The organism is Pseudonocardia oceanicola (assembly GCF_047200735.1).
In the GTDB taxonomy this organism is placed as follows: domain Bacteria; phylum Actinomycetota; class Actinomycetes; order Mycobacteriales; family Pseudonocardiaceae; genus Pseudonocardia.
Map to the genome: position 1 here is coordinate 74558 of NZ_JBJZON010000004.1, position 24579 is coordinate 99136.

Genomic DNA, 24579 nt, shown 5'->3' on the forward strand with positions numbered 1-24579 from the left:
CGGACACCGTTCGTGTCCATAGAATCGGGTGCGTGGAGCACGACCTGCCCGAGCCGCCGTGGCGTACCCCGCGGAAGCAGTCGGCGCGTCGCTCCCTGTCCCGGGAGGCGATCGTCGAGGCCGCGATGGGAGTGCTGGGCAAGGAGGGGATCGACGGGGTGAGCATGCGCCGGGTCGCGACCGAGCTGGCGACCGGCGCGGCCTCGCTCTACGCGCACGTCGCGAACAAGGACGAGCTCGTGGAGCTGCTGTTCGACGAGGTGGCCGCGGAGATCCCGCTGCCCGAGCCGGACCCGGAGCGCTGGCGGGAGCAGGTCACGCAGCTGTGGGTCGACACGCGGGCGGTGCTGATGCGCTACCGGGACATCGCCCGCGCCGCGCTGCGGTCGGTCCCGCCCGGGCCGAACGCGCTGCGGGTCACCGAGACGACCATGCGGCTGCTGCGCCTCGGGGGGATCCCGGACGACGCGGTCGCGTGGTCCGCGGACGTCGTGGGGCTCTACGTCAGCGCGAGCGCGGTCGAGGGGTCGGGGCGGGCCCGGGACGAGGCGTACGGGCGGTGGGACGACCGGTCCCGGCAGCTGCAGGACTACGTCGCGGCGCTGCCGGCCGACCGGTTCCCCACCCTCGTCGCACTCCTGCCCCGGCTGAGCTCGGGGACGGACGAGGAACGGTTCCGGTTCGGCCTCGACCTGCTGGTGGGCGGCCTGACCGCGCTCGCTACAGGTCCCCGGGGAGCAGGTCCATGAGCAGCCCGTCGTGCCAGGTTCCGTCGGCGCCCCGCTCGTACTCGCGCAGCACACCGACCGGGCGGAAGCCGACCCGCTCGTAGCTGCGGATCGCCCGCTCGTTGGTCGCGGCGGGATCGATCACGATGCGGTGGTGCCCGCGCACGTCGAACAGGTACCGGGCCAGGGTGCGCACCGCGTCCGCCCCGAAGCCCTGCCCCTGCGCGTCCGGGTGCAGGGCGACGTCGATGCCCGCGTGCCGGTGGTCCGGGTCCTCCTCCTCGTGGAACATGATCAGCCCGACGGTCGCGCGGTAGGCCTCGACTGCGTAGCAGTGCGGGCCGAGCAGCTCGCGGCGCACCCGCTCGAGGTCGTAGCCGGCCCACCAGCGGGCGACCTCCGGGTGCTGCAGGACCTGCAGGAACTCGCCGACGTGGCGCGGCTCGGTGGGCCGCAGCACGACCGTCTGCCCGGCCAGCGCCCCGGTGCCGTCCGTCCCGGGTGCCTCGTCGCCGCGCAGCGGCACCGCGCCGGGGCCGGGATGTCCGAGCATGCTCACATCTGGTCCTTCGCACTGAGGGTGACGCGGGCCCGCTCGTCGAGGGCCGAGGCCGACCGGGGCTTCTCGAAGAGCACCTCGGCGCGGCGGCCGTCGACGAGCAGGGTCGCGATGTGGTTGCCGAAGAGGGGAGTGCCGACGCGGTCCCAGCGCAGGCCCGGCGCCGGAGCGCCCTGGTGGTCGGCCCAGGCCCGGGCCCATGCCGCGGCCGGCCTCGACCAGGCCAGCCGGAACGCGGCCCGGATGACCGCCGGGACGTGGTTGTGCACCGGGGAGCAGACGACCTGGTGGACGCGCGCCGCGCCGGCGGGCACGCCGGGCAGCTCCGCCCGGGCCGTGTAGCTGTGGTGCACGTCACCGGACAGTACCGTCACGCTCGCCGGGGGCCGTGCGCCCGTGCCCCGCGCCGCCCGCCCCACCAGCTCGCTGAGCCGGTCGAAGGAGGCGCGGAAGGCCGGCCAGTGCTCCATGTCCGCGCCCTGCCGGAAGGCCTCGCCGATCCGGCCGCGCAACCCGGGCCGGTCCGCGGCGATCTCGTTGACCGTCTCCAGGTCGCCCAGGGCCGGGGCGAGCAACCAGGGCACGGAGGTGCCGAGCAGCACGTGGTCGAGCTCGCCGCCGTCGGCGGCGGGGGCCAGCACCTGCTCCTCCACCCAGGCGAACTCCCGCTCGCCGAGCATCAGGTGCTCGCCCTCCTCGAGGATCCGTGCGTTGCGGGAGTCGATCATCACCAGGCGGCTGCGCCCCATGTCCCAGCGGAAGCTGAACCGGAGCCCCTTGCTGCCGTCGGTCTCGGTGTCGGCGCGGTCGGCGAGGTCCACCAGCAGCGGCCAGACGTCCCCCTCCGCGGCCTGCACCTTCGACCAGTCCGGGTTCTCGGCCAGCTCCTCGGGGGAGAGGTTCCCCAGGTGCTGGTAGACCCAGTAGGAGGCGAGCGCGGAGCGGATCCGGTCGCGCCACCAGGGCTTGCGGGCCATCTGCGCGCGCCAGGCCGCCGAGGTGTTCCAGTCGTCCCGCACGTCGTGGTCGTCGAAGATCATCGCGGTGGGCACGGTCGACATCACCCAGCGGATCTCCGGGTCGATCCAGGAGTCTCGGTAGAGCCCGACGTACTCGGCGAACCCCACGATCTCGTCGTCCGGCCAGTCCGGGTGCCGGTCCCGCCGGCCGGCGATCCGGCGGCGGGTCTGCGGGGTCAGCTCGTCGGCGTAGACCTGGTCGCCGAGCAGCAGCAGCGCGGTCGGCCACTCCTCGACGGGCGAGCCGGCCATGCGGGCGGCGTAGGCGTCGAGGGCGTCGAGACCGTAGAGCGCCGCCTGCTTGCGGTCCGAGAGCTTGACGTAGCGGCAGGAGCCGAACAGGATCCGCGCCGACCCGGCGGTGCGCGGCCCGCGCGTCGGGATCACGCTGGGTGGGAACGGGCTGTGCGGCAGGGGCCAGACCCGCTGGCCGTCGACGTGCACCTCGTACGGGATCCGCGAGTCCGGCTCGAGGCCGGTCACGGTGACCAGCGCGAAATGGTGCCCGGCGACCTCGAAGGTGCGGGCGCTGCTGCCGAGGACCTCCACCGTCGCGGGGGCCGCGGTCTGCACCCAGACGAGCGCCGTGGTCTCGCCGACGTGCCGTAGGACGGGGCCGAGGAGAAGGGTCACCGGGGCACGCTATCGGGTGACCGGGTCGTCCGCGTGGTCCAGCGCCAGGAGGGCCGCGCCGATCTTGCCCGCGGCGCTGCCGAACGTACTCGGCAGGACCGGGACGAGAGGGCGGACCTCCTTCGCGTAGGCGAACTCGGCGGCGGCCTCGCGGAGCGGCGCGAGCAGCAGCTCCCCGGTGTCGACCACGCCGCCGCCGATCACCACGGCGTCGAGCTCGAAGATCGTGGTGACCGAGGCGATCCCGATGCCGAGCCACCGGGCGAGGGTCTGGAACAGCCGCCGCGCCGTGGAATCGCCCTGGAGCGCCGCCTCCGTCACGATTTGGCCCGTGACCTCGACGTTCTTGTCCCGGGCCAGGCGGGCGATCAGCCCGTCGGGCTCCGCGGCGGCGGCCTCGCGGCCGGTGCGGGTCAGCGCGGTGCCCGAGGCCAGCGACTCGAGGCAGCCGCGGTTGCCGCAGCCGCAGAGCGGGCCGCCGGGGTCGACGATGATGTGGCCCAGCTCGGCGCCCAGCCCGCGCGGGCCGCGGTAGATCTGCCCGCCGAGCACGATCCCGCTGCCCACCCCGGTGCCGACGGTGACGAGCACCATCTCCTGGTGGAGGGTGTCGCCCAGGCGCGCCTCGGCCAGCCCGGCCACGTTCGCGTCGTTGTCGACCACGGCGGGCAGGCCGGTCGCCCGCTCGATCTCGGCCCGCACGGCCCAGTCGCGGTACTCGTTGTTCGGCGCCCAGAGGATCTTCCCGCCGGGCCACTCGACCGTGCCCGCCGCGCCGACGCCGACGGCCAGCACCTCGGGGTTGCGGGCGCGGAGCGCCTCGATCATCCCGAGCAGCAGGCGCGACATGGTCGCGGCGTCCGAGATCGCCGGGGTGGGCTCGGTCAGCTCGTCGACGACCGACCCGTCCCCGGCCACCACGGCTCCGGCGACCTTGGTGCCGCCGATGTCCAACCCGATCGCATATCTCGCCACTCCGGCATGATTCCGAACCGCACCGGCCACCCGCCAGCGGTACCCGCGTGTTTGCCACGGGCGGGCGTGGGGAAAGCCGCCCCATGCCTCTGTTGCGTCGTGTGGCCCGCCCCATGCTGGCCGCCATCTTCATCTCGGGCGGAATCAACGCGTTGCGTCAACCCCAGGCGCACGCCGAGGCCGCCAAGCCCGTCCTGGACTACGCCTCGCCCGCGATCGACAAGGCCGTGGAGCTGTCCCCGCTGGAGAGGCGCCCCGACAACGAGACACTGGTGAAGGCCGAGGCCGGCGTCAAGGTCGCTGCCGGGACGCTGCTCGCGCTGGGCAAGCTGCCCCGCACCTCGTCGGCCGCGCTCGCCGCGACCCTGATCCCGACCACGCTGGCCGCGCACCGCTTCTGGGAGGAGTCCGACCCGGAGGCCAAGCAGGCCCAGCAGATCCACTTCCTCAAGAACGTCAGCCTGCTCGGCGGTCTGATGATCGCCGCGGCCGACACCCACGGCAAGCCCTCGGTCGCCTGGCGCAGCCGCAAGGCCGCCGCGGCCGCGACGACCGCGTTGGAGAAGCAGGTCGAGGCGGTCTCCGGCGTTGCGCACACCGCCACCGGGGCGGTGACCGGGCTGGTGCCGGCGCTCGCCGGCTCGGGCTCGTCGCGCGGGTCGGACCTGGCCGGCAAGGGACACGAGCTGCGGGACAGGGGAGCCGAGCTGGCCGGCAGGGCGTCCGCCCTGTCCGACCAGCTCTCGGCGGCGACGGCCGAGAAGGCGCCGGTCGTCAGGGCGCGGGCCACCGAGCTCGGCTCCACCGCCTCGGAGCGGGCCGCCGCCCTGGCCGCCACGGCCGCCGCCCTCGGCGCCACGGCGTCCGACCGCGCCTCCGGCTGGGCCACCACCGCCTCGGACCACGCGTCGGTGTGGGGCGAGGACCTGTCGAAGCGGGCCGCCAAGGCCGCGAAGCGGGCCGAGAAGCGCGGCGCAGCCCTCCGCAAGGAGGTCGACAAGCGCGGCGCGGACTGGCAGAAGGAGCTCGATCGGCGCGGCCGGGCGTGGGAGAAGCTCGCCGAGCAGAAGGGCGACGCGTGGGCGAAGGCCGCCACGAAGAAGCGCGCCCAGTGGGAGAAGGCCGCCGACAAGAAGCGCGCCGAGTGGGAGAAGACCGCCCGCAAGGCCGCGAAGAAGGCACGCACCCAGGCACCCGGCTACGTCGACCAGCTGACCGCGCTGGCCGCGCATGCCGGCGAGCAGGTGTCGAAGTTCGGCAGCGACGTCGCCCACCGCGCCGCCGAGGCCGGCACCACCGCGGGAGTCGCCGGCGCCAAGGCCGTCGAGGGGATCGCCCGGGACGCGCGCAAGCGCGCCAAGGCCGTCGCCTGACACACACGACCCGCACGACCGGACGACCCCGGCCCCGCCACCGACGTGCCCCGCCACCGACGTGCCCCGGTGGCGGGGCCGTCCCGTGTCCCCGCCGCGCGCCGTGACCCGCGAGTCGCGCTGTGGGCTTCCGCGAGTCGCGCTGTGTGCTTCGGCGAGTCGCGCTGTGTGCTTCGGCGAGTCGCGCTGTGTGCTTCGGCGAGTCGCGCTGTGGGCTTCGGCGAGTCGCGCCCTCCGTGATCCCGCCGATCGTGCGCCGTCCCCGGACGGTCACGTACCGTGGCCGGATGCCCGCAGCCTCGGAGGAGGACTGGGACGACTGGGTCGCCTCCCGCTCGCCCCGGCCGGACCCCGCCGACGAGCCCCCGCCCGACACCTACTGGTTCGTCGGCGGCCCGCTCGACGGCCGGATCCGCACGCGCCCCGCCGAGCAGGAGGCACCGGCCGTGGTCCGGCACGTCCACCTGCACGGCGGACCCAAGATCGTCCACCACTACGACCTGTACGAGGTCGCGGGGCACGGCGGCGAGTACCGGCTGCGCGAGGAGTGATCGTGCGGTAGGACTCCAGTCGTGGGTCCTGCGTACGTGATCGGCACGCACGACACCAAGGGCGCGGAGTTGCGCCACGTCGCGGAGCTGCTCCGCGCCGCGGGCGTGAGCGTGACCTCGGTGGACGTGTCCACCTCCGACGAGACGGCCGCGCTCGCCGACGTGCCGGCGGCCGAGATCGCCGCCGCGCACCCGGACGGCGCCGCGGCCGTGTTCACCGGGGACCGGGGCAGCGCCGTCGCGGCGATGGCCCTCGCGCTCGAGCGCTGGCTGCCCGCCCGGGACGTCGGCGGTGTGCTCGGCCTCGGCGGATCGGGTGGGACCGCACTGGTCACCCCGGCGATGCGCGCGCTACCGGTGGGCGTGCCCAAGGTGATGGTCTCGACCGTCGCCTCCGGCGACACCGCCCCGTACGTCGGCGCCGCGGACATCGCGATGCTCCACTCGGTCACCGACGTCGCCGGGATCACCCGCATCTCCCGGCTCGTCCTCGGCAACGCGGCGCACATGCTGGCCGGGGCGATGACCCACGAGATCCCGGCGGGGGAGGACCGCCCGGCCGTCGGACTGACCATGTTCGGCGTGACGACGCCCCTGGTCAGCGCCGTCGTCGAGCGGCTGGGGCTCGAGGTGGACCCGCTGGTCTTCCACGCCACGGGCACCGGCGGGAAGGCCATGGAGAAGCTCGTCGACGACGGCCTGGTGTCCTCCGTGCTCGACCTGACCACCACCGAGGTGGCCGACCTGCTCGTCGGCGGAGTCATGGCCGCGGGGGAGGACCGGCTCGACGTGATCTCCCGCACCGGGGTGCCGTACGTCGGGTCGGTCGGGGCCGTCGACATGGTCAACTTCGGGGCCCGGGACACCGTGCCGCCGCGCTTCGCCGACCGGCTGTTCTACGAGCACAACCCCCAGGTCACGCTGATGCGGACGACACCGGAGGAGAACGCCGAGATCGGCGCCTTCCTCGCCCGCAAGATCAATGCCTTCACCGGGCCCGCGCTGTTCCTCGTGCCCACCGGCGGGGTCTCGTTGCTCGACGTGCCCGGGCAGCCGTTCCACGACCCCGAGGCCGACGCGGCGCTGCTCGCCGCGCTGGAGTCCGATCTGGAGCACCACGCCGTCCTCCGGAAGATCCCGGTGGCGATCAACGACCCCGAGTTCGCCGATGCGGTCGTCGCCGCGTGGCGGGAGGTCACGGCATGAGGTTCGCCCGCTCCGAGCTGATGGAGCGCTTCCACGACATGGCCCGCCGGGGAGAGCCGATCGTCGGCGGGGGCGCCGGCACCGGGCTCTCCGCGAAGTGCGAGGAGGCCGGCGGGATCGACCTCATCGTGATCTACAACTCCGGCCGCTACCGGATGGCCGGGCGCGGCTCGCTGGCGGGCCTGCTGGCCTACGGCAACGCCAACGAGATCGTCGTCGAGATGGCCGCCGAGGTGCTGCCGGTCGTGCGGCGCACTCCGGTGCTCGCCGGCGTCAACGGCACGGACCCGTTCATGCTGACGGACCGGTTCCTGCGGGAGCTGGCCGACCTCGGCTTCTCCGGCATCCAGAACTTCCCGACCGTCGGGCTGATCGACGGCGTGTTCCGGGCCAACCTCGAGGAGACGGGCATGGGGTACGGGCCGGAGGTCGACCTCGTCGCCGCGGCCCGGGCCCAGGAGCTGCTCACGACGCCGTACGTCTTCTCCGCCGACGACGCCCGCGCCATGACCCGCGCCGGGGCGGACATCGTGGTGTGTCACATGGGCCTCACCACGGGCGGCTCGATCGGCGCGGAGACCGCGAAGACGCTCGACGACTGCGTCGCGCTGATCGACGAGTGGTCCGCCGCCGCGCTCGAGGTGCGGGACGACGTGCTGGTCCTCTGCCACGGCGGCCCGATCGCCATGCCGGAGGACGCCGCCTACGTCCTGGGCCGGACCACGGCCTGTCACGGGTTCTACGGCGCGTCCTCCATGGAGCGCCTGCCCACCGAGACCGCGCTGGTCGAGCAGACCCGCGCCTTCAAGAACGCCCTGCACCGAGAGGACTGAACCATGCCGCGTCCGTACGCCAGTGGAGTCGTCGCCGCGCCCGCCGACAAGGTCTGGGCGCTGCTGCGCGCCTTCAACGACCTGCCCGCCTTCCTGCCCGCGGTCGCGAGGAGCGAGATCGTCGAGGGCACGGACGGCGCGGTCGGGGCCGTGCGCCGGTTGACCCTCGCCGACGGCGGCGACCCCTTCGACGAGAAGCTGCTCTCGATGGACGACGCCGACCGCACCCTCACCTACGCCTTCACCGGCGCGAACCCCTTCAACGCGCGCCGCTACGTGTCGACGGTCCGCGTCGCTCCGATCACCGACACCGGCGAGAGCTTCGTCGAGTGGTGGTCGGAGTACGACGCGGACGCGGGGCAGGAGGCGGAGCTGAACCAGACCTTCGCCCAGGGCGTCTACGCCGGCGGCATCGACGGGCTGCGCAAGAAGCTCGCCTGATCAGCGGCCCGCGGTGGCCGAGCCCGGGACGACCTGGGCCCGGCCGACGGCGTCGGTGCTCCGACCGTCCAGGATCTCCGGCGAGGTCCCTGCGCCCTGTGAGCGCCGCGCTCGCGGGTCGCGCGCACGCACGGGTGGGGTGGTCCCGTCGGGGGCGGCCGCTAGCCTGTCCCGCACGGGGCAGTAGCTCAGTTGGTCAGAGCAGCGGACTCATAATCCGTCAGGTCGTCCTGCCCCGCTAGATGTCACCATCATAGCAGGTCAGCAGCCTGATCGCTGATCAGTCTGGTGGTTCGAGCCCCGACAGCCTTACGGATTACGGAGACCGGAGGTCTCACGCCGGGGCAGCTCGCTGCCTCCGGTTCGTCCCGCCGGTGCGGTAGCCCGTCGCCCTCCGGGGTGCTCTGACCAACGTCCAGCAAGACGCTAAGGTCCAGGCAGGCCCCGGTAGCTCAGCGGTTAGAGCAGCCGACTCATAATCGGTCAGGTCGCAGGTTCAAATCCTGCCCGGGGCACACACCGGTTACCTGATCGGGGGAAGTTTCTCTCACGGCGACTAGCGGCAGAAACAGTCCCGCTAGGCGGTCTCTATACGACGCACGGTCGTCGTCGCGTGTCTCCCGTATGGGAGAAGGTAATGGGCCGTTCGGCCGATAGAAGACCCCGGGTGACGATCCTGGACGTGTCCTAGCCGCAGTTCTGTCCTTCCGGACCTATACGATCAGTGTTGTCGTTGTTCGCATGGTCGGGGGTCCGGCAACGCTGGGACTCACCGGGAGCGCGAGAGGAGGTTTCGTTGGCCAGACGCAAGCGCACTGACAAGCCGTCCCGCTGGGACGTGCTCGGTCTGTTCGTGCGGGTGGGAGCCGTGATCGTTCACGTGCTGCTGCACCTGAGCGACCACGACTAACCCGTTGGGCGCCGGGGCCGGGTTCGACTCTTGGCGGGGACGGATCCCGGTTCCGGTGCCATTCTCACGCGTAGCGTGCACACACCACGCTACACGAGACGGTATTGACAACCAACGCTCAGAGCCCGGCGGGTTGACGAATCACACCGCTACTCGGGGCGCGAGTAGTCCTGTGCCCATTCGTAGGCAGTGGTCTGCCTAATCCCGGTCAGGCGAGCGATAGCGGGCCACGAGAGCCCGCGTGCGTGTAGCTCGGCGAGCAGGCGCCCAGTCCGCTCTCTGCTCGCACGTCGGATCCGTTCCGCCTGTTTCACCGCGTCGACTAGTTCGTCTTGACTGAGCCCGGAGACCGGCGCAGCGAGCAGGCGCGCCAGGTCGTCCAGGTCATCCGCCACGAGGTGACGCTAGGTGGACAGCCTTTCGGAAATCCGAAAGACTGCACCCGTGAGCGACCGGGGATCAATCGAGTGGGTAGAGCGGAGAGGCTGGCACTGGCGGTACACGCCCGACAGCGGCGACGCGTCGGAGGGGTACGCCTCGACTCGGGACGACGCACTACGGGCGATCGGTGCTGCGGCTGCGGCCGGGTCACTGCGGCCGGGCGAGAGGCGCCGCGGAGCCAGGACTCCCTACGGATTTGAGCCCGGGCCACGCTGACCGGGCAACGGGGCTCAGTCAGCCATGCCTGCCGGGCGCTTGATGGTGAGCTTCTTCAGCTTCACGACCTGCTGAAGCGGACGGCCCGACTCGCGGTCAGTGATCATCGCGGTGACTCGGTCACCGTCCTTCCACACCTCGATCTCCAGGTCGTGCCACGAGGGCGCCCACGTGTCGATCACGAGTTCCTGTGCTTCCTCGTCGTAGGCAACACCGTCGGTCTTCACCGTGACGGGCTCGACCGGCTTGACGCTGCGGATCTCTGGACTTCCTACGACTCGCAGCCCGAAGTTGGAGAGGGCGCTAAGAACGGCCCCCACCGACTCCACGAACTCGTCGTCCGAGTCGGCGAGCATCGTGAGGAACAGGTTCACCGTCTCCGGCCTCGGGTTGCTCGCTGCCTGAGTCATCGCGGGAGCGCCGTTGAAATCCGCCTTGCGTACGTTCAGCGAGTCGAACGTGATCTTGCAGAGCGAGAAGACTTCTTGTGGGTCTCGTCCGTCGGTCTCCACGACGAACTTGACCAAACCCTGATTAGTCACAGTGCGTGAGCGTACTGGTAGGCGCCACCCGTTCGTGTCGCAGGTATGGGCCGGAGGCCGCGAAACCCGTACATGTAGAGCCAGGCCGGCCGTCCCATCGACTTCAGAACCCGTACACGGCCGGGCAGCCGCATTACGCGGCGGTCAATCAGGTGGCGGGAGGGGATTGCCCCCTACGCCTAGGTCATTACGTGCGATCTCAACAAATTCTCTGACGCCATCATCGATCTCTTCCTCCCACTCGTAGGACGGTTTAGTGCCGATAGGAAGATCTTTCTGCTGCGCTTCCAGCCAAGCTGTCCTCGTGTACGAGGGAAGCATGGCAGATATGTTGCGAGCAGCTTGCGCTGCCTCGACTGAGCCTACAAGGAGTAGCGCCGAGGCCCCCTCCTGCGCTTCATCCAGAGCCTTATCCAACTCTCCCTCTGTAGTTCCACTCGGAGGACCGAACTGAAGGTCATCGATTAGACGGCCATGAAAGCTCAGGCCGTTTACGAATTCAGTATACGCAGCCCTCTGCTGTTCCCTGAGGAACTGCTCACGCGTCGCTTGCGACTGAATGAGAGCAGGAACGCCCGCGCCGATCACTCCGACCAATGCACCGCCGACAGCGGCGACCGCTGCGATACGTGCAGCGGTCACCGATTCCGGGATACGACGACTCGTCTTAGCGTCATCCGACACACGACCAGTCTGCTCGAAATGTTGACCTTCCGCTAGAGCAGCCCAGCAGCGATGTACAGGGCGTGAACGCCTTCAACGTGCGTTCCGTCCTCGGCGTGGTGACCGAACTCGATAGACAGCGCGCCCCACTGCCCGCGCTGGTCGTCCAGAGAGACCAGCGAATCCGTATCGCCGTGCTCTACGACGATCCGCGCATCACCCGCGTGCGTGTGCCCTGAGAGCACACCCCGCGCTCGTCCCCCGATCTCGTCCGCGGCGTCCTTCACAGCGCCTCTGACGTCGTCGTGGTCGGCGAGAATCCGACCTATCACTTTGTCTGAGTACAGATCTACCCGGCGCATTCAGAGCCGGCCTATCGTGTAGTCAGTGTGGGCGGTACGGCGAGAACCGCCGTACCGGACAGGATCGCCGAGCAGGGACCAGCGTTCCCCGTTCCATTCGATCTCCGTAGCGCGGCCGAGCGTGCCTAGGTTCTGCTCGTCCGCCCGGCTGAAACGGACCCGGTAGCGGGTCGGGGCGTTCGGGACGTACCCGACCGCGTTCTGATCCTCGGTACTGGTCCCGAGCGGCTGAACCGTCGCACGCGCCACGATCCCGACCGCCGACGCCCGGACGATCGGATTACCGTCCTGGTCCGTCGCCGGTTCCTCGGGAAACACTGTCACTACGTCTGTTCCCCGATCGAGCAGGCTCACACGCCCTCCCGATCGAGGACGTGAAAGTCGCCGAAATCGGCTGTCAGCCGGTCCGCCAGCAGCTCTGCGTACGGCTTAGCAAGGGTCGGATTTGCCACGAAACGCTCTCCCGCGATCCTCGCGAGTTCGATACGAAGCGTCGTCAGGTCCTCCTGAACGGCCGTCTCACGGATCAGATTGTACTCACTCACTTTGCAACCTCTTTCGTAGTTCGTTGATCGGGTCGGTCCCGTTCTGTTTGGCAGCACGGGTAGCCTTGACCCATTCCTTTTCTGCGGCGAGGTACTGATCCCGGCCGGGGAAACTAGCCCGGTCGAAAACCGGGACCACCCGGCAGTCACACCCTCGGTGGTACGCGTTCGACTCCCCCGCGGATTCCGCGTCTTTGTAGACCGGCCCGCGGGAAATCAACAGAGTGCAGAACGCACACGAGGAACCCCCGGTCTCCACACGCGCCCACCCGAGCGCGACCGGGTCTGCCTCTACTCCGCGCTGTATGGTGCGGCGTCCGCCCGCCTGGACTTCCCGGACCGCCGCCCCGGCGAGGTCCGCGGCCCGGGCGTCGGAAGGATCCCGGTGCAGCGCTATCAGCGGCTCGGCCAGCTTCTCGGCGAGCCAATCGCGTTTGTGTTCGGCGAGGAAGAACGGCACGGGTGGGAGCCCCGTACGCGCCTCTCGCTCAGCGTCGTAATACTCCCGGGCCAGCTCACCGGTCTCCCGGTGCGCCTGTTCTACCAGCGGCCAGAACGCGGCGAGCACGGCCGTGCCGGTCTGCTCCAGCGAAGTACTAGCGCCGGGGACCCGGTACGGCCAGACGACCCGTAGCAACGCCTCGGCGACCGGCAGCACGATCCGCCGGTTACCGGCGACGTAGTCAGTCAGCAGAGACACGAGCCTGCTCCCGTTCGTACCGGTACCACGACAGTTCGATAGCGACCGTGGAGAGCAGATCCCACTCTCGCTCTAATCGCTCGGCCTGGTCGGGGTTTCGTTCCCACGCCTGGCGGATCTTGTCGAACTCTCGATCGAGCCCGGCGCACAACGCCGAACAGTGCGTGTGGCCCTTTTCTCTGGTCGCCGGACACCCGTACCGGGCGCACGGCTTCCGCCTACTCATCACGGCACCTCTTTCTAATCACCACGGGTTCCGCCACCGAGTGCGCGACTCTCCCACTCGACCGCCGAGCCGAGAGGCGAGAAACGCAGCGCCGGATTCCGGCGGGTTCTCGCTGCCTTTCCCCTGCGACGGGTCGACAGCGCGGGCGGGTGGCTTCTGGTTGGGCGTCTCGTCGGTCGGCTCCGGGAAGAGGTGGGCGAGCAGCGCCCGTTTCGCGTCGCCGCTCATGTCAGCGGCCCCCCACCGCGTCGAGGATCGCGGCGTCCCGGACAGCGCCCGGATTGAACCGCTCGGCACGGTCTCGAAGCTGGGCAGCGTCGGCAGGAAGGGACAGGACACACTGGGCATCCACCTGGGCGCCGAACACACCGAACGGCAGAGCGTCCGGGGTGGCGGTCGCCAGGGAGTACCGACCGTTGACCATGATCTGGAGTCGATCGTGCGACTCGATCGAGTGAGCCCGGAGCGCACTCAGGTACGCAACCCCGTCGTCGGTCGGGTCGGCCGAGAGACCGAGGATCCTGGCGGGTTCGGTGCGGAGTCGCGGGGAGACCTCTCGCACGCCCTGCCACGCGGGAGCGATGATCCCGACCAGGAGACCGACCACCGCGTCGAGGTCGGCGGCGGCGCGGGTCGCGGCGTGCCAGGCAACAACCCCGGCGCCGGTCGCGTCCATAGCGGCGGCGTCCGTCAGGGAACGGCACTCACGCACCACCGGATACGCCTGTGCGAACCGCTTAGCAGCGTCATCGAACGCGGCCCGAATGGGCTTCTCGCCGAGGAAATGCCCGATCGACTGTCGGAACTGGTTGGTCATCTCTCGGCGGATCTGTCCGCCTAGGTTGCGCTGTTCCTCCTGTGCGGCGGATGCCAGTGCCTTGGCGGTCGCAAACTCCCGGATCTTGTCGGCCGCGTTGTCCGCCGTGAGGTCAGAAATGCTCAGCGGGTCCGGAATATACCGAGCCTGGTCGATCGCCGCCGACAGGTTACGCAGCTCGGCGATGCGCGGTGGAAGCGCCGCCCCGAAACGCTCCAGCGCACTGAGCGAGCGGGCACGCTCTTCCGCCTCCAGCCTCTCGGGATGCAGAACCGCGGCACCGTCGCTATCGCGGATCGCGAGATACTGTGCGGTCGGATCGAAAACGTTAGGGCCGGTGAGCTTCCCGGTCTCCGGATCGAAGCCGGTCGGGCTCGGAACGTCAGGGAGCCGGGTGATCTGCATGAGGCTCGTCTTAAGGTCGGTCATTCGATTTACTCCTTATCGATCGTTACTCGTGTCCGGGTCGCGGACGACATCCACGGACGAGACGGTCTCGTCCAAGTATCGGCGGTCACCGGTGATTCGGTAGTACGTCCGCGCTCTAGCGGCGGCCGGATCCTGCTCGTCCCGTTCCCGTAGTTCAGTCAAGACCTGTGCGAGGGTCTTACCCATCGTTTCTCCCGTCGTATCGTTGTGCACTACACATTGCGGCCATCGCGGTTACAGAGACCGCGTACTGGAATACGTCTTCCGGGTCGGTATAGCCCCGGTCGATCGCCATCTCGGCGGCGATGCGACAGAGCCTCACCATGTCGTCGGTGACGGCGTCGGTATCGAACCTCGCCCACGGTGGCGGGGCATGCTCGGGGAGTACCGGCCTCATCGCGGAATCTCGTCCCACACGAGCGACCATCGATCGACGCCGATAGCCTGGGCGAGCCGAACCATGTTGCGTGGCGACGGACGGCGCCATCCGGTGAACCAGTGCGACACGGACGAATCCGAAACGCCGACCCGGCGGGCGATCTCTCGATGCGTCAGTCCGGACGCGATGATTGCGGCGCGGACCTTCTGCGGGTCCGCGATACTGATCGGCATTGCTTCCTCCTTGTGAGTAGTTGTTAGTAGCGAAATGGGACACGAAGGAACGGAAGCCCCGGACGAACCGGGGCACCCGTCATAGATCAGCGGCGCCGTTGCGCCGTGTTGCGCTTGTTGACCGCCTTAGTGACGGCCTGGTCGTTCATCTTCCATTCCCAGGTGCTCAGGGCACGCTCTACGGCATCGGCAACCTTTTCATCGAGTGAGCCGAAGCCGTCTGCCGTGACCGCGGAACGAACGTCCGCCGAGTAGGACCCGCTCGGAAGGGTCGCTAGCTGAGCGTCCATCCGAGCGTTGATTCCGACATCGATCGGTTCGGACAGAACATCGTGGATGCCCGACATCGAATCGCGGGCGATCTGGGCGACGCCACGCATACCCTTGCGGATAGACTCACCGAAGTCACGCGTCAGTGCCTTACCCGAGTGTGTCGTGTAGCCGGATCCTGAGAAGGGCCCCCACTTAGCGGGAGAGAACGGGAACAGCCCGCGGAGTCGGGACAGTCCGCCCTTGACCCAATCGACTACCGAGTTCCACGCATTCTTGATTCCGTTCAGCAGGCCGGACACGAGCGAGCGTCCGGAATCGAGCAGTAGCGAGCCGAGGTTGCCGAGAGCGCCGAGGATCCGGCCCGGGATCCCGCGCACCCAATCGACCAGCTCGGTAAACTTGCGGACCGCCCAATCCTTCGCCTGGCCGAACCATCCGGCGATCAGGCCGGGAAGCTGTCCGAACCACGACAGGATGCCCTTGATCGTATCGACCGCAGTTGAGATGGCGGACTTGACCGCCGCCCAGACCGCGAGGACGATTTCTCTGAATCGTTCGCTATTGTTCCATGCGTACACGATCGCTGCGACCAGGGCAGCGATAGCGATGACGACCAGCCCGATCGGGTTGGCCGCGAGAACGATATTCAGAATGCCCTGAGCGATCGACCACGCTCGGATCACAGCGGTGATCCCGGAAACCAGCGGCCCGAGGATCTTCAGTGCGCCGGCCGCGCCGACCAGACCGACCGTCAGTGCCTGGACTAGAGGCAGGTTGTTCGAGAGGAACGTGGCGAACCCGGTCAGCATCGGGCCGAGCGTCTGGAGAGCGCCGACCAGCACTCCGCCGAGCGTCTGCGCCATCGTCTGGAACGCGGGACCGGCCGCGACGATCACCGGGGCGAGTTGTTGAAGCGCGGTCAGCAGCACCGTGCGGACGACCTCGCCGGTGACCCGGAGAGTTTCGCCGAGCGCGCCTAGCGCCTCCTGAGCCTGGACGGACGCCATGAACTCGGCGACCGCGGCCGTGGTCTCGCGGATCGAACCGAGGAACGAGGTAGCGGCACCGTTCCCGGCCGAGAGGCCGGAGAACAAAGAGTCGAGGATCGAGCCGACGTTGCCGACGATCCCGGCGAGATCCCGGAAACCCTGGATCGCGTTATCGATCAGTGCTTCGATACGACCCGTCTCGATACCCTCATCCACCCACTGCTTAAAGCGAGCGGAGACGTCAGAGACGGCGTTGCCGAGCGCGGGCAGATAGGTCGAGCCGACAGCCGCTAGCCCGGTGAAACCGGAGAGCAGGTTGCCGAGCGAGTTCCGCATGTTCCGGAACATCGCCTCGGTGCTAGATAGAATCTGGACGACATCGCCGCGGAAGAACTCGTTGTTCGTCGCGGCCAGAGCGCCGCGGGCGATCTCGTTTAGTCCGCCACCGATCCCGGTAAGGCCGGTCTTCAGTAGCGGGAGGTACGTGGCGCCGAGCTGTCGGATCGGCTCGGCGAGGTTTTCGAACAGGGCACCCTGTACGGACGACTTCAGTCCGTCCCACGCGGGCTGCATCCCGCGGATCGCGGCCACGGTCTCACGAGCGGCCGGGGCAAGCTTCGCCATCGCTTCGGCGTCGCCGGACAGGGCGTCGGAGACGCCGGACATGCCGATCTTCAGAGCAGCGAAACCGGCGCCCGCGGCGGCGAGCACGCCGGGCAGGAGCAGAGCGGCGGGGGCGAGTTGGGACAGCGCGGCGGTCAGGCCGGTGATCGTCTGGACGGATCCGCCGAGCGCGGCGAGCGCGGCGATCGAGCGCGTGAGGTTCGCGAGGATCTTCCCCGGCGAACCGCCGCCACCACCGCCGAGCGACTTCCCTAGCTCGGCGAGACGACGGGTATCGAACCTGACCGGGATCTCTGCCGAGACTCCCGCCTGAGCCCGCGTCACGAGCGCAAGCAGCGTAGCCCGCATCGCGGACACCCGGCCGCCGAACGCGGCGCCCACGGTGGCGCTCAGACCGGCGGAGGCACGGTCTACGGAACGTGTCAGATCCTGCCGGAGCCCTCGTGCGTCGGCGGCCACGCCGACCACGGCCCGGAGGTTCTGAGTGATCTTGTTTAGGTCGTTCCGGAGCTGAGCCCGGAACTTGGACGTATCAGGCTGGACCTTTACGGCCACCCTGCCTACGGTCTGTGCGTCTGCCATTCTTTGACGATCTCCTTAGCGGTGACTCGGCGGGGAACGGACCGACCCGCCGAGCCAAAGATCGTCCGGCGATGGCAGGCCGGAAATAGGAAAGGCCCGACCCCCGCCAGGGTCGGGCCGATCCGTGCCGGACGTGGCGGGTCCTAATCGCCGTCCGGCGTCCCGGGGAGAAGGATCCCGGGAAAATGTGGGGAGGGACAAGGGAGTCCATGCCTTACCCCTCCACTCTTATAGAAAAAGCGACACTCTCACGCCGCGAGTAGCGCGGGCTCGCTTATCGACACGAACGGCGCGAGATGCGCCAGCGGCGAGCGCGAGCAACCGAACCCGGACCACTCCACGATGTCGTCCCACGGCCACGCTCGGCCGATCTCCGTGACTCGGTGGTCCTGCCAGGACATCGACGGGCGTGGCGTCTCGGTGCCGCGCTGGTACTCCGGCTTTCTGTACGTGTCGACGTACGGCCGATCAGAGCCGATTACCGGGGTCTGCCGGTCTCCCGGCCGGTGGGGCACGCCCGCCAGCCCCGCGAGCGGAGGGGCGGGAAGGTCCGCGTTGGGCGGGTTCCGGAACCATTCCCGCACAGCTTCCCGACGGCGCGCTGGGACGTACCGTAGAGCGTCCTGGTCGTGCGCTCGCTGGTCGTCCATCCCGAACCCGTGCCCGGCGCGGACGAGGTCCCTAATCCCCGTCTCGGGCGACTCGGGGACTGACTCGTCCTGATCGTCGGTGGGATCGGAGTAGCGGCGATCAACCGTGGTTCCCTCGGGCTCGGCCCGTAACCTCGCCCGCTCCCGGCGAGCGCGGGAGCGTTCCCGTCCGGCCTGCCAGTCGAGATCACGCGGTGGCGCCGACACCGTCACCGGGTACTCATCCGGGACGTAGACCGTCCCGTCCGGTCTCTCGCGTGGTCGCTCCGCGTTTCGTTCGCGTCGCTTGTCGATCGCGCCCTTCGCTCGGTCGCAGTCGTCCGAGCAGAACCGGCGGTACCGGCCACCACGGTACTCATACGTAAACGTCGTCTCGCAGACGACACAATCAGCTGTGATGATTCTAGACATAACCTCTCCTGCGCCCCTAGCGGGGTGGATTGACCCAACACGAGGGGGTAGACGGGTACCCCCTCGGTTATTCGGCTATTGTTGCGGCGAGGGATGAGTTGAGTAGAGCCGTGGAGGCCCCAAGCCGGAACGGCTCGCAGTAGTGCTAAGTCCTGATCGGCTTGGCTGTACCAGCCTCGGCTGTATAAGCCTCGGCTGTATAAGTACTTGGCTGTATGTGGGGTACCCGGGTACCCCCTCGCACTACAAAACTACCCCCCCCGCAGACCAGGATTACCCCCTAGGCTCTGCGGGATTACCCCCTCGCCCGTGGTGTCCGCACGGGCAGTCCGGAACCGTGAGTCGCCAGAGCTTCATCCTGTTTGGCGAGCCCGGGTGATACCGATACTCGCCGGTCCATTCGAGCCAACCGGCGGTCTGCAGCTTCTCGCGGTAGGTCTTGACGTTGTCCTCGTTGCGTCCCAGGTCGGCCGCGAGCCGACCGCTGGACAGGTAGACCGTGCCGGTCTCTGTGTGCGCGTACTCCCGCAGCACCCACCCGACCAGCTTCGCGGTAGGGCCGATCTCGCGGCACGCCGCGAGCTCTAGCGACCACTCCTTCGCAGACTGAAGGCCCCGGTCCCACTCGAACCGTGGCTCGGCGGATACCTCGATCCGCCACCGGCCGTCCTCGCCCTGGCCGAACAGGCCGGCATCCCGGATCACGCCCAAGGCCACAGCACCCTCGGGGTGGGATAGCCCCGCCTCGGAGAACAGCCCTTTCGTGCGGGCGAGGCTGCCATCGTCCTCGGCCCGCTCGCTGATCGCCGTCGCCAGCGCGATCACGTCGGGCGTCGCCTGGTCGCCGAGCCGATCGCGGACCGCGGCGCCGAACCCGGCGCTCACACGGCCCCCTCGGCGACCGACCGGAGCAGGTCACCGAGTTCTTGCCGGGAGACGTAGACCCGGCCGTCGAGCGGGTCTGCGTAGACGGTCATCCCGATCTGATCGAGCAGGGGGACAAGGTCCGCACGGTCTATTCCCGTGTTGTGGCAGATGTGCCAGAGCGGCACACGTTCGTTCGATTTCACTGATTCTTCTTCCTGGTCGTATTACTCGGCGCAGACGTGCGGAACGTCAACGCCCGGGCATCGCGGGTAGATCGAGTAGACGCGATGATCCGCGCCGCCGATCATCTCCGGATCCTCTACGTAGTAGTTGATCGGGAGCCAATAGCACTTCCCGGCCAGGTAGTCATTGACCGGGCGAAACATCTCGTCTGTCTCGCCGATCAGTGGCGAGGAGTAGACGACCAGCGCGTACGTTTCGGGGGTGTTCGCGGTGACGATCGCGTAGATCCAGCAGGGGATAGCCAGGATCTCGCGACCGGCGGGGAGCGTGCTGAACATCAGTGCGTGCTTCCTTTGCGGGTAGGTTGGACGGCTGTACGCCGTTGTTTGTTGGTTCCGTGATCCGCGTTCGTCTTCCTGTTGGCTCGGTGGGGGTGGCGGCCAGACCGGCCGCACGATCCCCGTCCCGCTCGGTGAGCTAGGGGAGACTCCCGACGCGCTCACGTCCTGGCAGGTAGAGCCGTGGGTCGATCCCCACGCTCACGGTCTGTTCGGTTGTCCAGCGCGGCCCCGCGTGGCGGGCGGGTAGCGCGTCCGGCTCGGGGCCACCGGCCCGCTCTGCGGTCCGTTACTGGTCTCCCTGTCCGATCAGCTGATCGAGTGGTGCGACAGTAGCACGACGGTCGACTGTCGCGCAACACTGCGACAGTGTCACGGGTGTAAGCTGCGGTTATGGCGCTAGAGCGAGAGACGATCACGAGCCCGTTCGAGGTCGTGGTGGGCCGCGACAACGGCCGTCTGGTCGAGGTGACCGTCAAGGCCGTCGGAGACGGCGAGCTGACGCTAGAGACCCTGAACGCCGCGTTCCGGACGATCATGGAACCGTTGCGCCGCTCGGCGGTCCAGCAGCGCCGGGCCGCCGGTCAGGCTGATGGCCTGGTCGCGCTTGCCAGGGCGTGGGATGAGTCCGGCGGGGAGATCACAGACCGCTACCTGGCACACCTCGCCGTGGCGTACGAGCAGGTCTCCCGAGTGCCCGGACACCGGGCAGTGAACGAGACCCTGGCGGACGCGATCGGGCGTCCTGTCGGGACCGTCAAGGGTCACGTGCTGAGGGCTCGGAAGGCAGGGTTTCTGTCCCCTACCGGAATGGGCCGGGGTGGAGGTGCGGCCACCGAGGAAGCCCGGAAGATCGTTGCCGATCAAGGCTAGAACCCTTGCCGCTCAGCAGGAAGCCCCGGCGCACCAGGCGCCGGGGCCGTTTCATATCGAGGTCAGTACTTGTCTGAGAGCCGGGCTCTGCGATGAGCGGCTAGCGCCCGTTCGGACGCTGCGCTCGCTGCGTAGCGGTCAAGCATCTGACGAGACGACCAGCCGGCGAGACGCATAAGGTCGGTCTCTCCGTTCCCAGCCGCGAGCCATTCGTGAGCGAACGTGTGCCGGAACCTGTGCGGGTTGATCCTCTCTATCCCGGCTTCTCGGCAGCGCCGGGTGAGCATGTCCCGCACGCCGTGGTGGGTGAACCCACCCTTCTCGGCCAGCCAAAGGTTCGGGAGCGCGGCACGCGGGTGCCGCTGTCGGACGCGGAGGTACCGGCGTAACGCCTCTCCCGGCTTCTCTCCGAACCCTACGATCCGCTGTTTGCGACCCTTGCCGGTGATCAGGATCGAATCGGTGTTCCAGTCGATCTGATCGAGCATGATCCCGGTCAGCTCGCTGGCCCGCATCCCGGTGTCGAGCAGGAGACGGATAATCGCGGTGTCCCGGCGAGCGAGGAAGTCCCGTCCGGCACACGCGCTCAGCAACCGCTTAATCTCGTCGTGCGGCATGACCGGAACGGCTTTCGTGTCGACCTTCGGCGGTCGGATCTTGTCGAACGGGTTATCCGTGATGATCTCTTCCTCGTGGACGTACCGGAAGAGTTGCCGCAGGTTCCGATAGTGCTTCGCGACGGTCGCGGGGGAGACGCGTTTGTGCGTGTACCGGAGCTGCTTTCGCTGACCGAGATCCGCGAGGTACGCCTCTATGTGGCGGCGGCGGATCATGGTGACGTCGGTCGGGATGTTCTCGGCGACGCACCAGTCACGGAACGCGTTGGCGCTGTCGGTGTAGTCGTTCACCGTGGACGGCTGTCGCCCGCGGGCGAACAACGCCCGGCGGAAGTCTCGGACCACCTCGGCGAGATCGTCCATGTTGGTCTGCACACTGCCTCCCAAGATCGGTTCTTGGGGGCGTAGACCCTACCGGATTCCGGTTCCTGCTGCCGCAAATGCGGCACGTTTCCGCAGGTCAGAGACTTGATCAGCGTCTCGGAACTCATAATCCGTCAGGTCGTCGGTTCGAGCCCGACCTGCCCCACCCGTCGGCCGCGGCGGCACGAACTGCACCGTCCGCCGCGCCGGACGCACTCAGCCCGGCTGGTCCCCGCTCCGGCGCTGCGCGGCGAGTTCCTCGCGCAGCCGGGCGATCTCCTCCTCCAGCGCGGCGAGGTGCCGCTCGAGCTCCTCGTCCGTCCGCCGCCGCCGGCCACCGGGCTCCCAGTACGGGCGCGCGTACTCCGGGGCCGGGTAGCCGGGCAGGGGGTAGGCGGGCGGGGGGTAGGCGTGGCCGTAGTGGTGCCACGGGCCGTGTCCGCACCAGCAGGACATCATGACCTCCTCGGGCTCCCCGTCTGTGTACGCCGCCGGCCGGCCGGGCGCGCAGTGCCGAACGGCCCCGCGTTCCCGGCCGGGACTCGGCCCGGGTCGGGCCGAGCGGCCCTGCCCATCACGGCGGGTTCGGCCTACAACGGACGGACGGACGGTGACGACGGCAGGGGCCCGGGAACGTGGACAAGGATGACCAGACGGCAGCAGGCACCACCGACCGCGGTCGGCGTGGACGGGTCGGGGACGAGAGCGCCGCGCCGGGGTGTGCGTCCGGAAGGACGGGCCCGTGCTCACCCGGGACGTGATGACCCGCGACGTCGTGACCGTCCGGCGCGACACCTCCGTCCGCGAGGCGGCGCGCGTCCTCACCGGCCACGGGTTCACCGCCCTGCCGGTCGTGGACGAGCGGGACGACCTGCTGGGCATCGTCACCGAGGCGGACCTGCTCGCCGGGCGCCTGCGACACGACGCGCGCTCCCCGCGGCTGGCGGCCGAGCTCGCCGCGGGCCCCCCCTCCCCGGCCGTCGGGGAGGTGATGACGACCGACGTGGTCACCGCGCTGCCCTGGACCGACGCCGCCGACCTGGTCGAGACCATGCGCGCACGGGGCATCCGGTCGGTGCCCGTCGTCGAGCCCGGCCGGGGGCTGGTCGGCATCGTCAGCCGCCGGGACGTCCTCGGGGCGGTCGGGCGCCCGGACGAGGTCATCGAGCACGCGGTGCGACGCGGCCTGCGGAACTATGCGGGCCGGGACCGCTGGACCGTGTCGGTGCACGACGGCGTGGTGACCCTCGCCGACGACACGGAGGACGCGACGGAGCGGCACGTCGCCACCGTGATCGCACAGAACGTACCCGGCGTGGTCGACGTGCGGATCGTTCCGGCACGCGGGTGAGGCCCGGACCGCCGCCGCGGCCTTACCACCCGGATCGTCGGCGGAGGTCTCAGCCGGCCGGGGTGATCACACCGTAGTGGCCGTCGTAGCGGCGGTAGAGGACGGCGCCGCGCCCGCGGTCGGCGTCGAGGAAGAACAGGAAGGGCAGCAGGAGCAGCCCCAGCCGTTCGCAGGCCTCGACGGTGGTCAGGGCGGGGGGCGGGTGGGGGCTGACGTCCACCGGGACCGAGTGCGGGGCCAGTGCCTCGGGTCGAGGCTCGACGAGCGCGAGCCGCAGCCCGTCCCCGGTCCGGTACAGCACGCCGTCCAGGCCCGTCCCCACCTCGGTGAACAGGTGGAAGTCGTGGTCGAGGACCTCGAGGTCGAACGCGGCCTCGTCGAGGTCGACCCGCCCGACGGTGAAGGTCTTGTGCCGGACGATGCGCCGGTCCTCCGGAGGCCGCGGGAAGAAGGTGGGCCGCGGCGGGACGAGCTGAGCGTGGCGCCATTCCTGCGGGTCCGCCGCGGGCTGTTCCCCGCGGCGGTCCTCCCAGTGGGCGGAGTGGCGGTGGCGGTCGCGCACGAGTTGCCTGCGCAGCCGGTCCGCCAGCAGATCGACGGCCTCGGTGTCGCCGCCGGCGTGGACGCGGGCGCGGACGGGGTGTCCGTCGACGTCGACGGTGGCCTCGGCGACCACCGGCGGGTGCGCCGCCGGATCGGGGTGGCGGCCGATCCGGACGCGGGTGTGCAGGACCGGGCCGCGGGCGTGCCGCAGTGCTGCGCGGATCTTCTCCTCCGCCCGTTCCCGCGTGCCCGGCAGGTGGTCGCCCGTCAGCTGCACGAGGACGGCGATGGCCGGGCGGGTCATCACTGCGCCCCCGGACCGAGCAGGATCCGGTGCGCGCGGTGTGCGGCCTCGACCGTGCGCCCGCCCGCGGGCTCCTCCGTCGGTGGGCTCTCGAACCCGTGCAGCAGCGCGCGCAGTGCCTCGACGACGGTGTCGACCTTCCGCTCGAGGGCCTCGAGCCGGTCGGCGGGTTCGGTGGTCCCGGAGGCGTCCGGCTCCCCGGACCGGTCGGCCAGGGGCTGGTCGTGCCGTGCCCCGGCGCCGGACGCGAGCAGCTCGCGCAGTGATCCGGGCAGCTGCGCCAGCAGGTGGTCCGTCTGCTCGGTGGCCCACCGTCGGTCCAGGGCGCGCGTCACCAGGGGGATCGCCCGGCGCGCCTCGGACGGAGCGACCCGCGCCTCGCGGGACACCACGGCCACGAGGTCCTCGGGCCCGTACCTGACGGGCACCTGCGCGGGCCGCCACCCGTCGAACCACACGCCGCGCAGCAGGAGCGGCAGCTGTGCGGCGAGGTGGGCCGCGCCGTCGATCTCCAGCCGGTCGCGCACCGCGCGCAGCCAGGCCCGCAGGAGCCGATAGGCGTGGTCGCGGTCGGTGGTCCCGAGGGCCTCGGCGACGGTGTCGACCCACTCGAGCGCGATCCGCTCGGCCTCGGCCAGGGCGACGACGCCGGAGTCGACGTGCCGGGTGGTGTCCGTGGTCATGGGGGTGCTCCTCTCGGGACGGACCCGGGCGGTCGGGTGGACCGGCGGTACCGCGAACCTGGCCCGACCTCCCCGAGCACGACAGGGCCGAATGCCACCCGCCGTCCGGGACGATCGGTGGTGTGTCCCCCGTCGGGCAGGGCACGG

At 69.7% G+C, this 24579-nt stretch carries 27 protein-coding genes and 2 tRNA genes; 10 read left to right on the top strand and 19 right to left on the bottom strand.

The features are described from left to right. The first annotated feature begins 32 nt into the window (after nt 1-32). Nucleotides 33-749, top strand: coding sequence for a TetR/AcrR family transcriptional regulator (locus tag ACL02T_RS08440; RefSeq protein WP_412830050.1), 717 nt, complete (start codon nt 33-35; stop codon nt 747-749). Here ACL02T_RS08440 and ACL02T_RS08445 read toward each other — a convergent pair. Genes ACL02T_RS08445 through ACL02T_RS08455 form a run of 3 tightly spaced genes read right to left on the bottom strand, consistent with a single transcriptional unit; the run spans nt 721 to nt 3914 of the window. Next, entirely contained in the window at nt 721-1281 is a 561-nt protein-coding gene (locus ACL02T_RS08445; RefSeq protein WP_412830271.1) for a GNAT family N-acetyltransferase, read from the bottom strand. The genes ACL02T_RS08440 and ACL02T_RS08445 overlap by 29 nt on opposite strands. Nucleotides 1282-1283: 2 nt before the next feature. Next, on the bottom strand, nt 1284-2939 hold the full coding sequence (locus ACL02T_RS08450; RefSeq protein WP_412830051.1) for an alkaline phosphatase D family protein: 1656 nt from the start codon (nt 2937-2939) through the stop codon (nt 1284-1286). A gap of 9 nt (nt 2940-2948) precedes the next feature. Then, entirely contained in the window at nt 2949-3914 is a 966-nt protein-coding gene (locus tag ACL02T_RS08455) for an ROK family protein (protein ID WP_412830052.1), read from the bottom strand. Nucleotides 3915-4015: 101 nt separating this feature from the next. On the opposite strand from ACL02T_RS08455, the gene ACL02T_RS08460 reads away from it, so the two are divergent. The 7 genes from ACL02T_RS08460 (at nt 4016) to ACL02T_RS08490 (ending at nt 8833) form a co-directional block, all read left to right on the top strand. Then, complete coding sequence (locus ACL02T_RS08460) at nt 4016-5287, top strand: DoxX family protein (protein ID WP_412830053.1); 1272 nt, start codon at nt 4016-4018, stop codon at nt 5285-5287. 287 nt (nt 5288-5574) lie between these two features. Then, nucleotides 5575-5838 carry a DUF8847 domain-containing protein gene (locus tag ACL02T_RS08465; RefSeq protein WP_412830054.1) on the top strand — a complete coding sequence of 88 codons (264 nt, stop codon included), beginning with the start codon at nt 5575-5577 and terminating at the stop codon, nt 5836-5838. A 21-nt stretch (nt 5839-5859) separates the two neighbouring features. Then, nucleotides 5860-7044, top strand: a complete 1185-nt coding sequence (locus ACL02T_RS08470) for a Tm-1-like ATP-binding domain-containing protein (protein WP_412830055.1) — start codon at nt 5860-5862, stop codon at nt 7042-7044. After that, nucleotides 7041-7877 (top strand): phosphoenolpyruvate hydrolase family protein, encoded by an 837-nt coding sequence (locus ACL02T_RS08475; protein WP_412830056.1) that lies wholly within the window; start codon nt 7041-7043, stop codon nt 7875-7877. The genes ACL02T_RS08470 and ACL02T_RS08475 overlap by 4 nt, the downstream gene beginning before the upstream one ends. A 3-nt stretch (nt 7878-7880) precedes the next feature. Continuing rightward, nucleotides 7881-8318, top strand: a complete 438-nt coding sequence (locus ACL02T_RS08480) for an SRPBCC family protein (RefSeq protein ID WP_412830057.1) — start codon at nt 7881-7883, stop codon at nt 8316-8318. A 177-nt stretch (nt 8319-8495) separates the two neighbouring features. Next, nucleotides 8496-8556 (top strand) — tRNA-Ile (locus tag ACL02T_RS08485). Between the two features lie 203 nt (nt 8557-8759). Beyond that, a tRNA-Ile gene (locus ACL02T_RS08490) sits at nt 8760-8833 on the top strand. Nucleotides 8834-9899: 1066 nt separating this feature from the next. Here the strand turns inward: ACL02T_RS08490 and ACL02T_RS08495 are convergent. The 12 genes from ACL02T_RS08495 to ACL02T_RS08550 form a co-directional block, all read right to left on the bottom strand. Beyond that, a complete protein-coding gene (locus ACL02T_RS08495) occupies nt 9900-10427 on the bottom strand; it encodes a hypothetical protein (protein WP_412830058.1) in 528 nt (175 codons plus the stop codon). A gap of 144 nt (nt 10428-10571) precedes the next feature. Further along, entirely contained in the window at nt 10572-11069 is a 498-nt protein-coding gene (locus ACL02T_RS08500; RefSeq protein WP_412830059.1) for a hypothetical protein, read from the bottom strand. Nucleotides 11070-11143: 74 nt separating this feature from the next. Then, nucleotides 11144-11452, bottom strand: coding sequence for a DUF5403 family protein (locus ACL02T_RS08505; protein WP_412830060.1), 309 nt, complete (start codon nt 11450-11452; stop codon nt 11144-11146). Continuing rightward, nucleotides 11453-11806: a hypothetical protein gene (locus tag ACL02T_RS08510; protein WP_412830061.1), complete on the bottom strand. Its 354-nt coding sequence runs from the start codon at nt 11804-11806 to the stop codon at nt 11453-11455. Further along, nucleotides 11803-11997, bottom strand: a complete 195-nt coding sequence (locus tag ACL02T_RS08515; RefSeq protein WP_412830062.1) for a hypothetical protein — start codon at nt 11995-11997, stop codon at nt 11803-11805. Before ACL02T_RS08515 ends, ACL02T_RS08510 begins: the two co-directional genes overlap by 4 nt. Then, a complete protein-coding gene (locus ACL02T_RS08520) occupies nt 11990-12697 on the bottom strand; it encodes a VG15 protein (protein WP_412830063.1) in 708 nt (235 codons plus the stop codon). The genes ACL02T_RS08515 and ACL02T_RS08520 overlap by 8 nt, the downstream gene beginning before the upstream one ends. A 455-nt stretch (nt 12698-13152) precedes the next feature. Further along, entirely contained in the window at nt 13153-14169 is a 1017-nt protein-coding gene (locus ACL02T_RS08525; protein ID WP_412830064.1) for a hypothetical protein, read from the bottom strand. A gap of 393 nt (nt 14170-14562) precedes the next feature. Next, the gene (locus ACL02T_RS08530) at nt 14563-14781 is read right to left on the bottom strand and encodes a helix-turn-helix domain-containing protein (RefSeq protein ID WP_412830065.1); all 219 of its coding nucleotides are present in this window, start codon (nt 14779-14781) and stop codon (nt 14563-14565) included. A gap of 86 nt (nt 14782-14867) precedes the next feature. After that, on the bottom strand, nt 14868-17222 hold the full coding sequence (locus ACL02T_RS08535; RefSeq protein WP_412830066.1) for a phage tail protein: 2355 nt from the start codon (nt 17220-17222) through the stop codon (nt 14868-14870). 275 nt (nt 17223-17497) lie between these two features. Beyond that, nucleotides 17498-18310 (bottom strand): hypothetical protein, encoded by an 813-nt coding sequence (locus ACL02T_RS08540; RefSeq protein ID WP_412830067.1) that lies wholly within the window; start codon nt 18308-18310, stop codon nt 17498-17500. A 273-nt stretch (nt 18311-18583) separates the two neighbouring features. Then, complete coding sequence (locus tag ACL02T_RS08545) at nt 18584-19195, bottom strand: helix-turn-helix domain-containing protein (RefSeq protein ID WP_412830068.1); 612 nt, start codon at nt 19193-19195, stop codon at nt 18584-18586. A gap of 206 nt (nt 19196-19401) precedes the next feature. Continuing rightward, entirely contained in the window at nt 19402-19698 is a 297-nt protein-coding gene (locus ACL02T_RS08550; protein ID WP_412830069.1) for a hypothetical protein, read from the bottom strand. Between the two features lie 438 nt (nt 19699-20136). Here ACL02T_RS08550 and ACL02T_RS08555 point away from each other — a divergent pair, with 438 nt between their 5' ends. Next, nucleotides 20137-20571: a hypothetical protein gene (locus ACL02T_RS08555; RefSeq protein ID WP_412830070.1), complete on the top strand. Its 435-nt coding sequence runs from the start codon at nt 20137-20139 to the stop codon at nt 20569-20571. A 62-nt stretch (nt 20572-20633) separates the two neighbouring features. On the opposite strand, the gene ACL02T_RS08560 is transcribed toward ACL02T_RS08555, so the two are convergent. Together ACL02T_RS08560 and ACL02T_RS08565 are read right to left on the bottom strand one after the other, a co-directional pair. Continuing rightward, a complete protein-coding gene (locus tag ACL02T_RS08560) occupies nt 20634-21563 on the bottom strand; it encodes a tyrosine-type recombinase/integrase (protein ID WP_412830071.1) in 930 nt (309 codons plus the stop codon). A 204-nt stretch (nt 21564-21767) separates the two neighbouring features. After that, nucleotides 21768-22010, bottom strand: a complete 243-nt coding sequence (locus ACL02T_RS08565) for a hypothetical protein (RefSeq protein WP_412830072.1) — start codon at nt 22008-22010, stop codon at nt 21768-21770. Between the two features lie 283 nt (nt 22011-22293). On the opposite strand from ACL02T_RS08565, the gene ACL02T_RS08570 reads away from it, so the two are divergent. Continuing rightward, nucleotides 22294-22902 (top strand): CBS domain-containing protein, encoded by a 609-nt coding sequence (locus ACL02T_RS08570; protein ID WP_412830073.1) that lies wholly within the window; start codon nt 22294-22296, stop codon nt 22900-22902. A gap of 49 nt (nt 22903-22951) precedes the next feature. Here ACL02T_RS08570 and ACL02T_RS08575 read toward each other — a convergent pair whose 3' ends face one another. Both ACL02T_RS08575 and ACL02T_RS08580 read right to left on the bottom strand, forming a co-directional pair. Continuing rightward, nucleotides 22952-23749 (bottom strand): ribosome hibernation promotion factor, encoded by a 798-nt coding sequence (locus ACL02T_RS08575; protein ID WP_412830074.1) that lies wholly within the window; start codon nt 23747-23749, stop codon nt 22952-22954. After that, nucleotides 23749-24432 (bottom strand): DUF2267 domain-containing protein, encoded by a 684-nt coding sequence (locus ACL02T_RS08580; protein ID WP_412830075.1) that lies wholly within the window; start codon nt 24430-24432, stop codon nt 23749-23751. Before ACL02T_RS08580 ends, ACL02T_RS08575 begins: the two co-directional genes overlap by 1 nt. Nucleotides 24433-24579: the final 147 nt, after the last annotated feature.

Coding starts and splice junctions, on each gene's coding strand:
- ACL02T_RS08445 (WP_412830271.1), bottom strand. CDS start 1,281: ATGCTCGGACATCCCGGCCCCGGCGCGGTGCCGCTGCGCGGCGACGAG.
- ACL02T_RS08465 (WP_412830054.1), top strand. CDS start 5,575: ATGCCCGCAGCCTCGGAGGAGGACTGGGACGACTGGGTCGCCTCCCGC.
- ACL02T_RS08475 (WP_412830056.1), top strand. CDS start 7,041: ATGAGGTTCGCCCGCTCCGAGCTGATGGAGCGCTTCCACGACATGGCC.
- ACL02T_RS08480 (WP_412830057.1), top strand. CDS start 7,881: ATGCCGCGTCCGTACGCCAGTGGAGTCGTCGCCGCGCCCGCCGACAAG.
- ACL02T_RS08505 (WP_412830060.1), bottom strand. CDS start 11,452: ATGCGCCGGGTAGATCTGTACTCAGACAAAGTGATAGGTCGGATTCTC.
- ACL02T_RS08525 (WP_412830064.1), bottom strand. CDS start 14,169: ATGACCGACCTTAAGACGAGCCTCATGCAGATCACCCGGCTCCCTGAC.
- ACL02T_RS08530 (WP_412830065.1), bottom strand. CDS start 14,781: ATGCCGATCAGTATCGCGGACCCGCAGAAGGTCCGCGCCGCAATCATC.
- ACL02T_RS08540 (WP_412830067.1), bottom strand. CDS start 18,310: ATGTCTAGAATCATCACAGCTGATTGTGTCGTCTGCGAGACGACGTTT.
- ACL02T_RS08550 (WP_412830069.1), bottom strand. CDS start 19,698: ATGTTCAGCACGCTCCCCGCCGGTCGCGAGATCCTGGCTATCCCCTGC.
- ACL02T_RS08565 (WP_412830072.1), bottom strand. CDS start 22,010: ATGATGTCCTGCTGGTGCGGACACGGCCCGTGGCACCACTACGGCCAC.
- ACL02T_RS08575 (WP_412830074.1), bottom strand. CDS start 23,749: ATGACCCGCCCGGCCATCGCCGTCCTCGTGCAGCTGACGGGCGACCAC.
- ACL02T_RS08580 (WP_412830075.1), bottom strand. CDS start 24,432: ATGACCACGGACACCACCCGGCACGTCGACTCCGGCGTCGTCGCCCTG.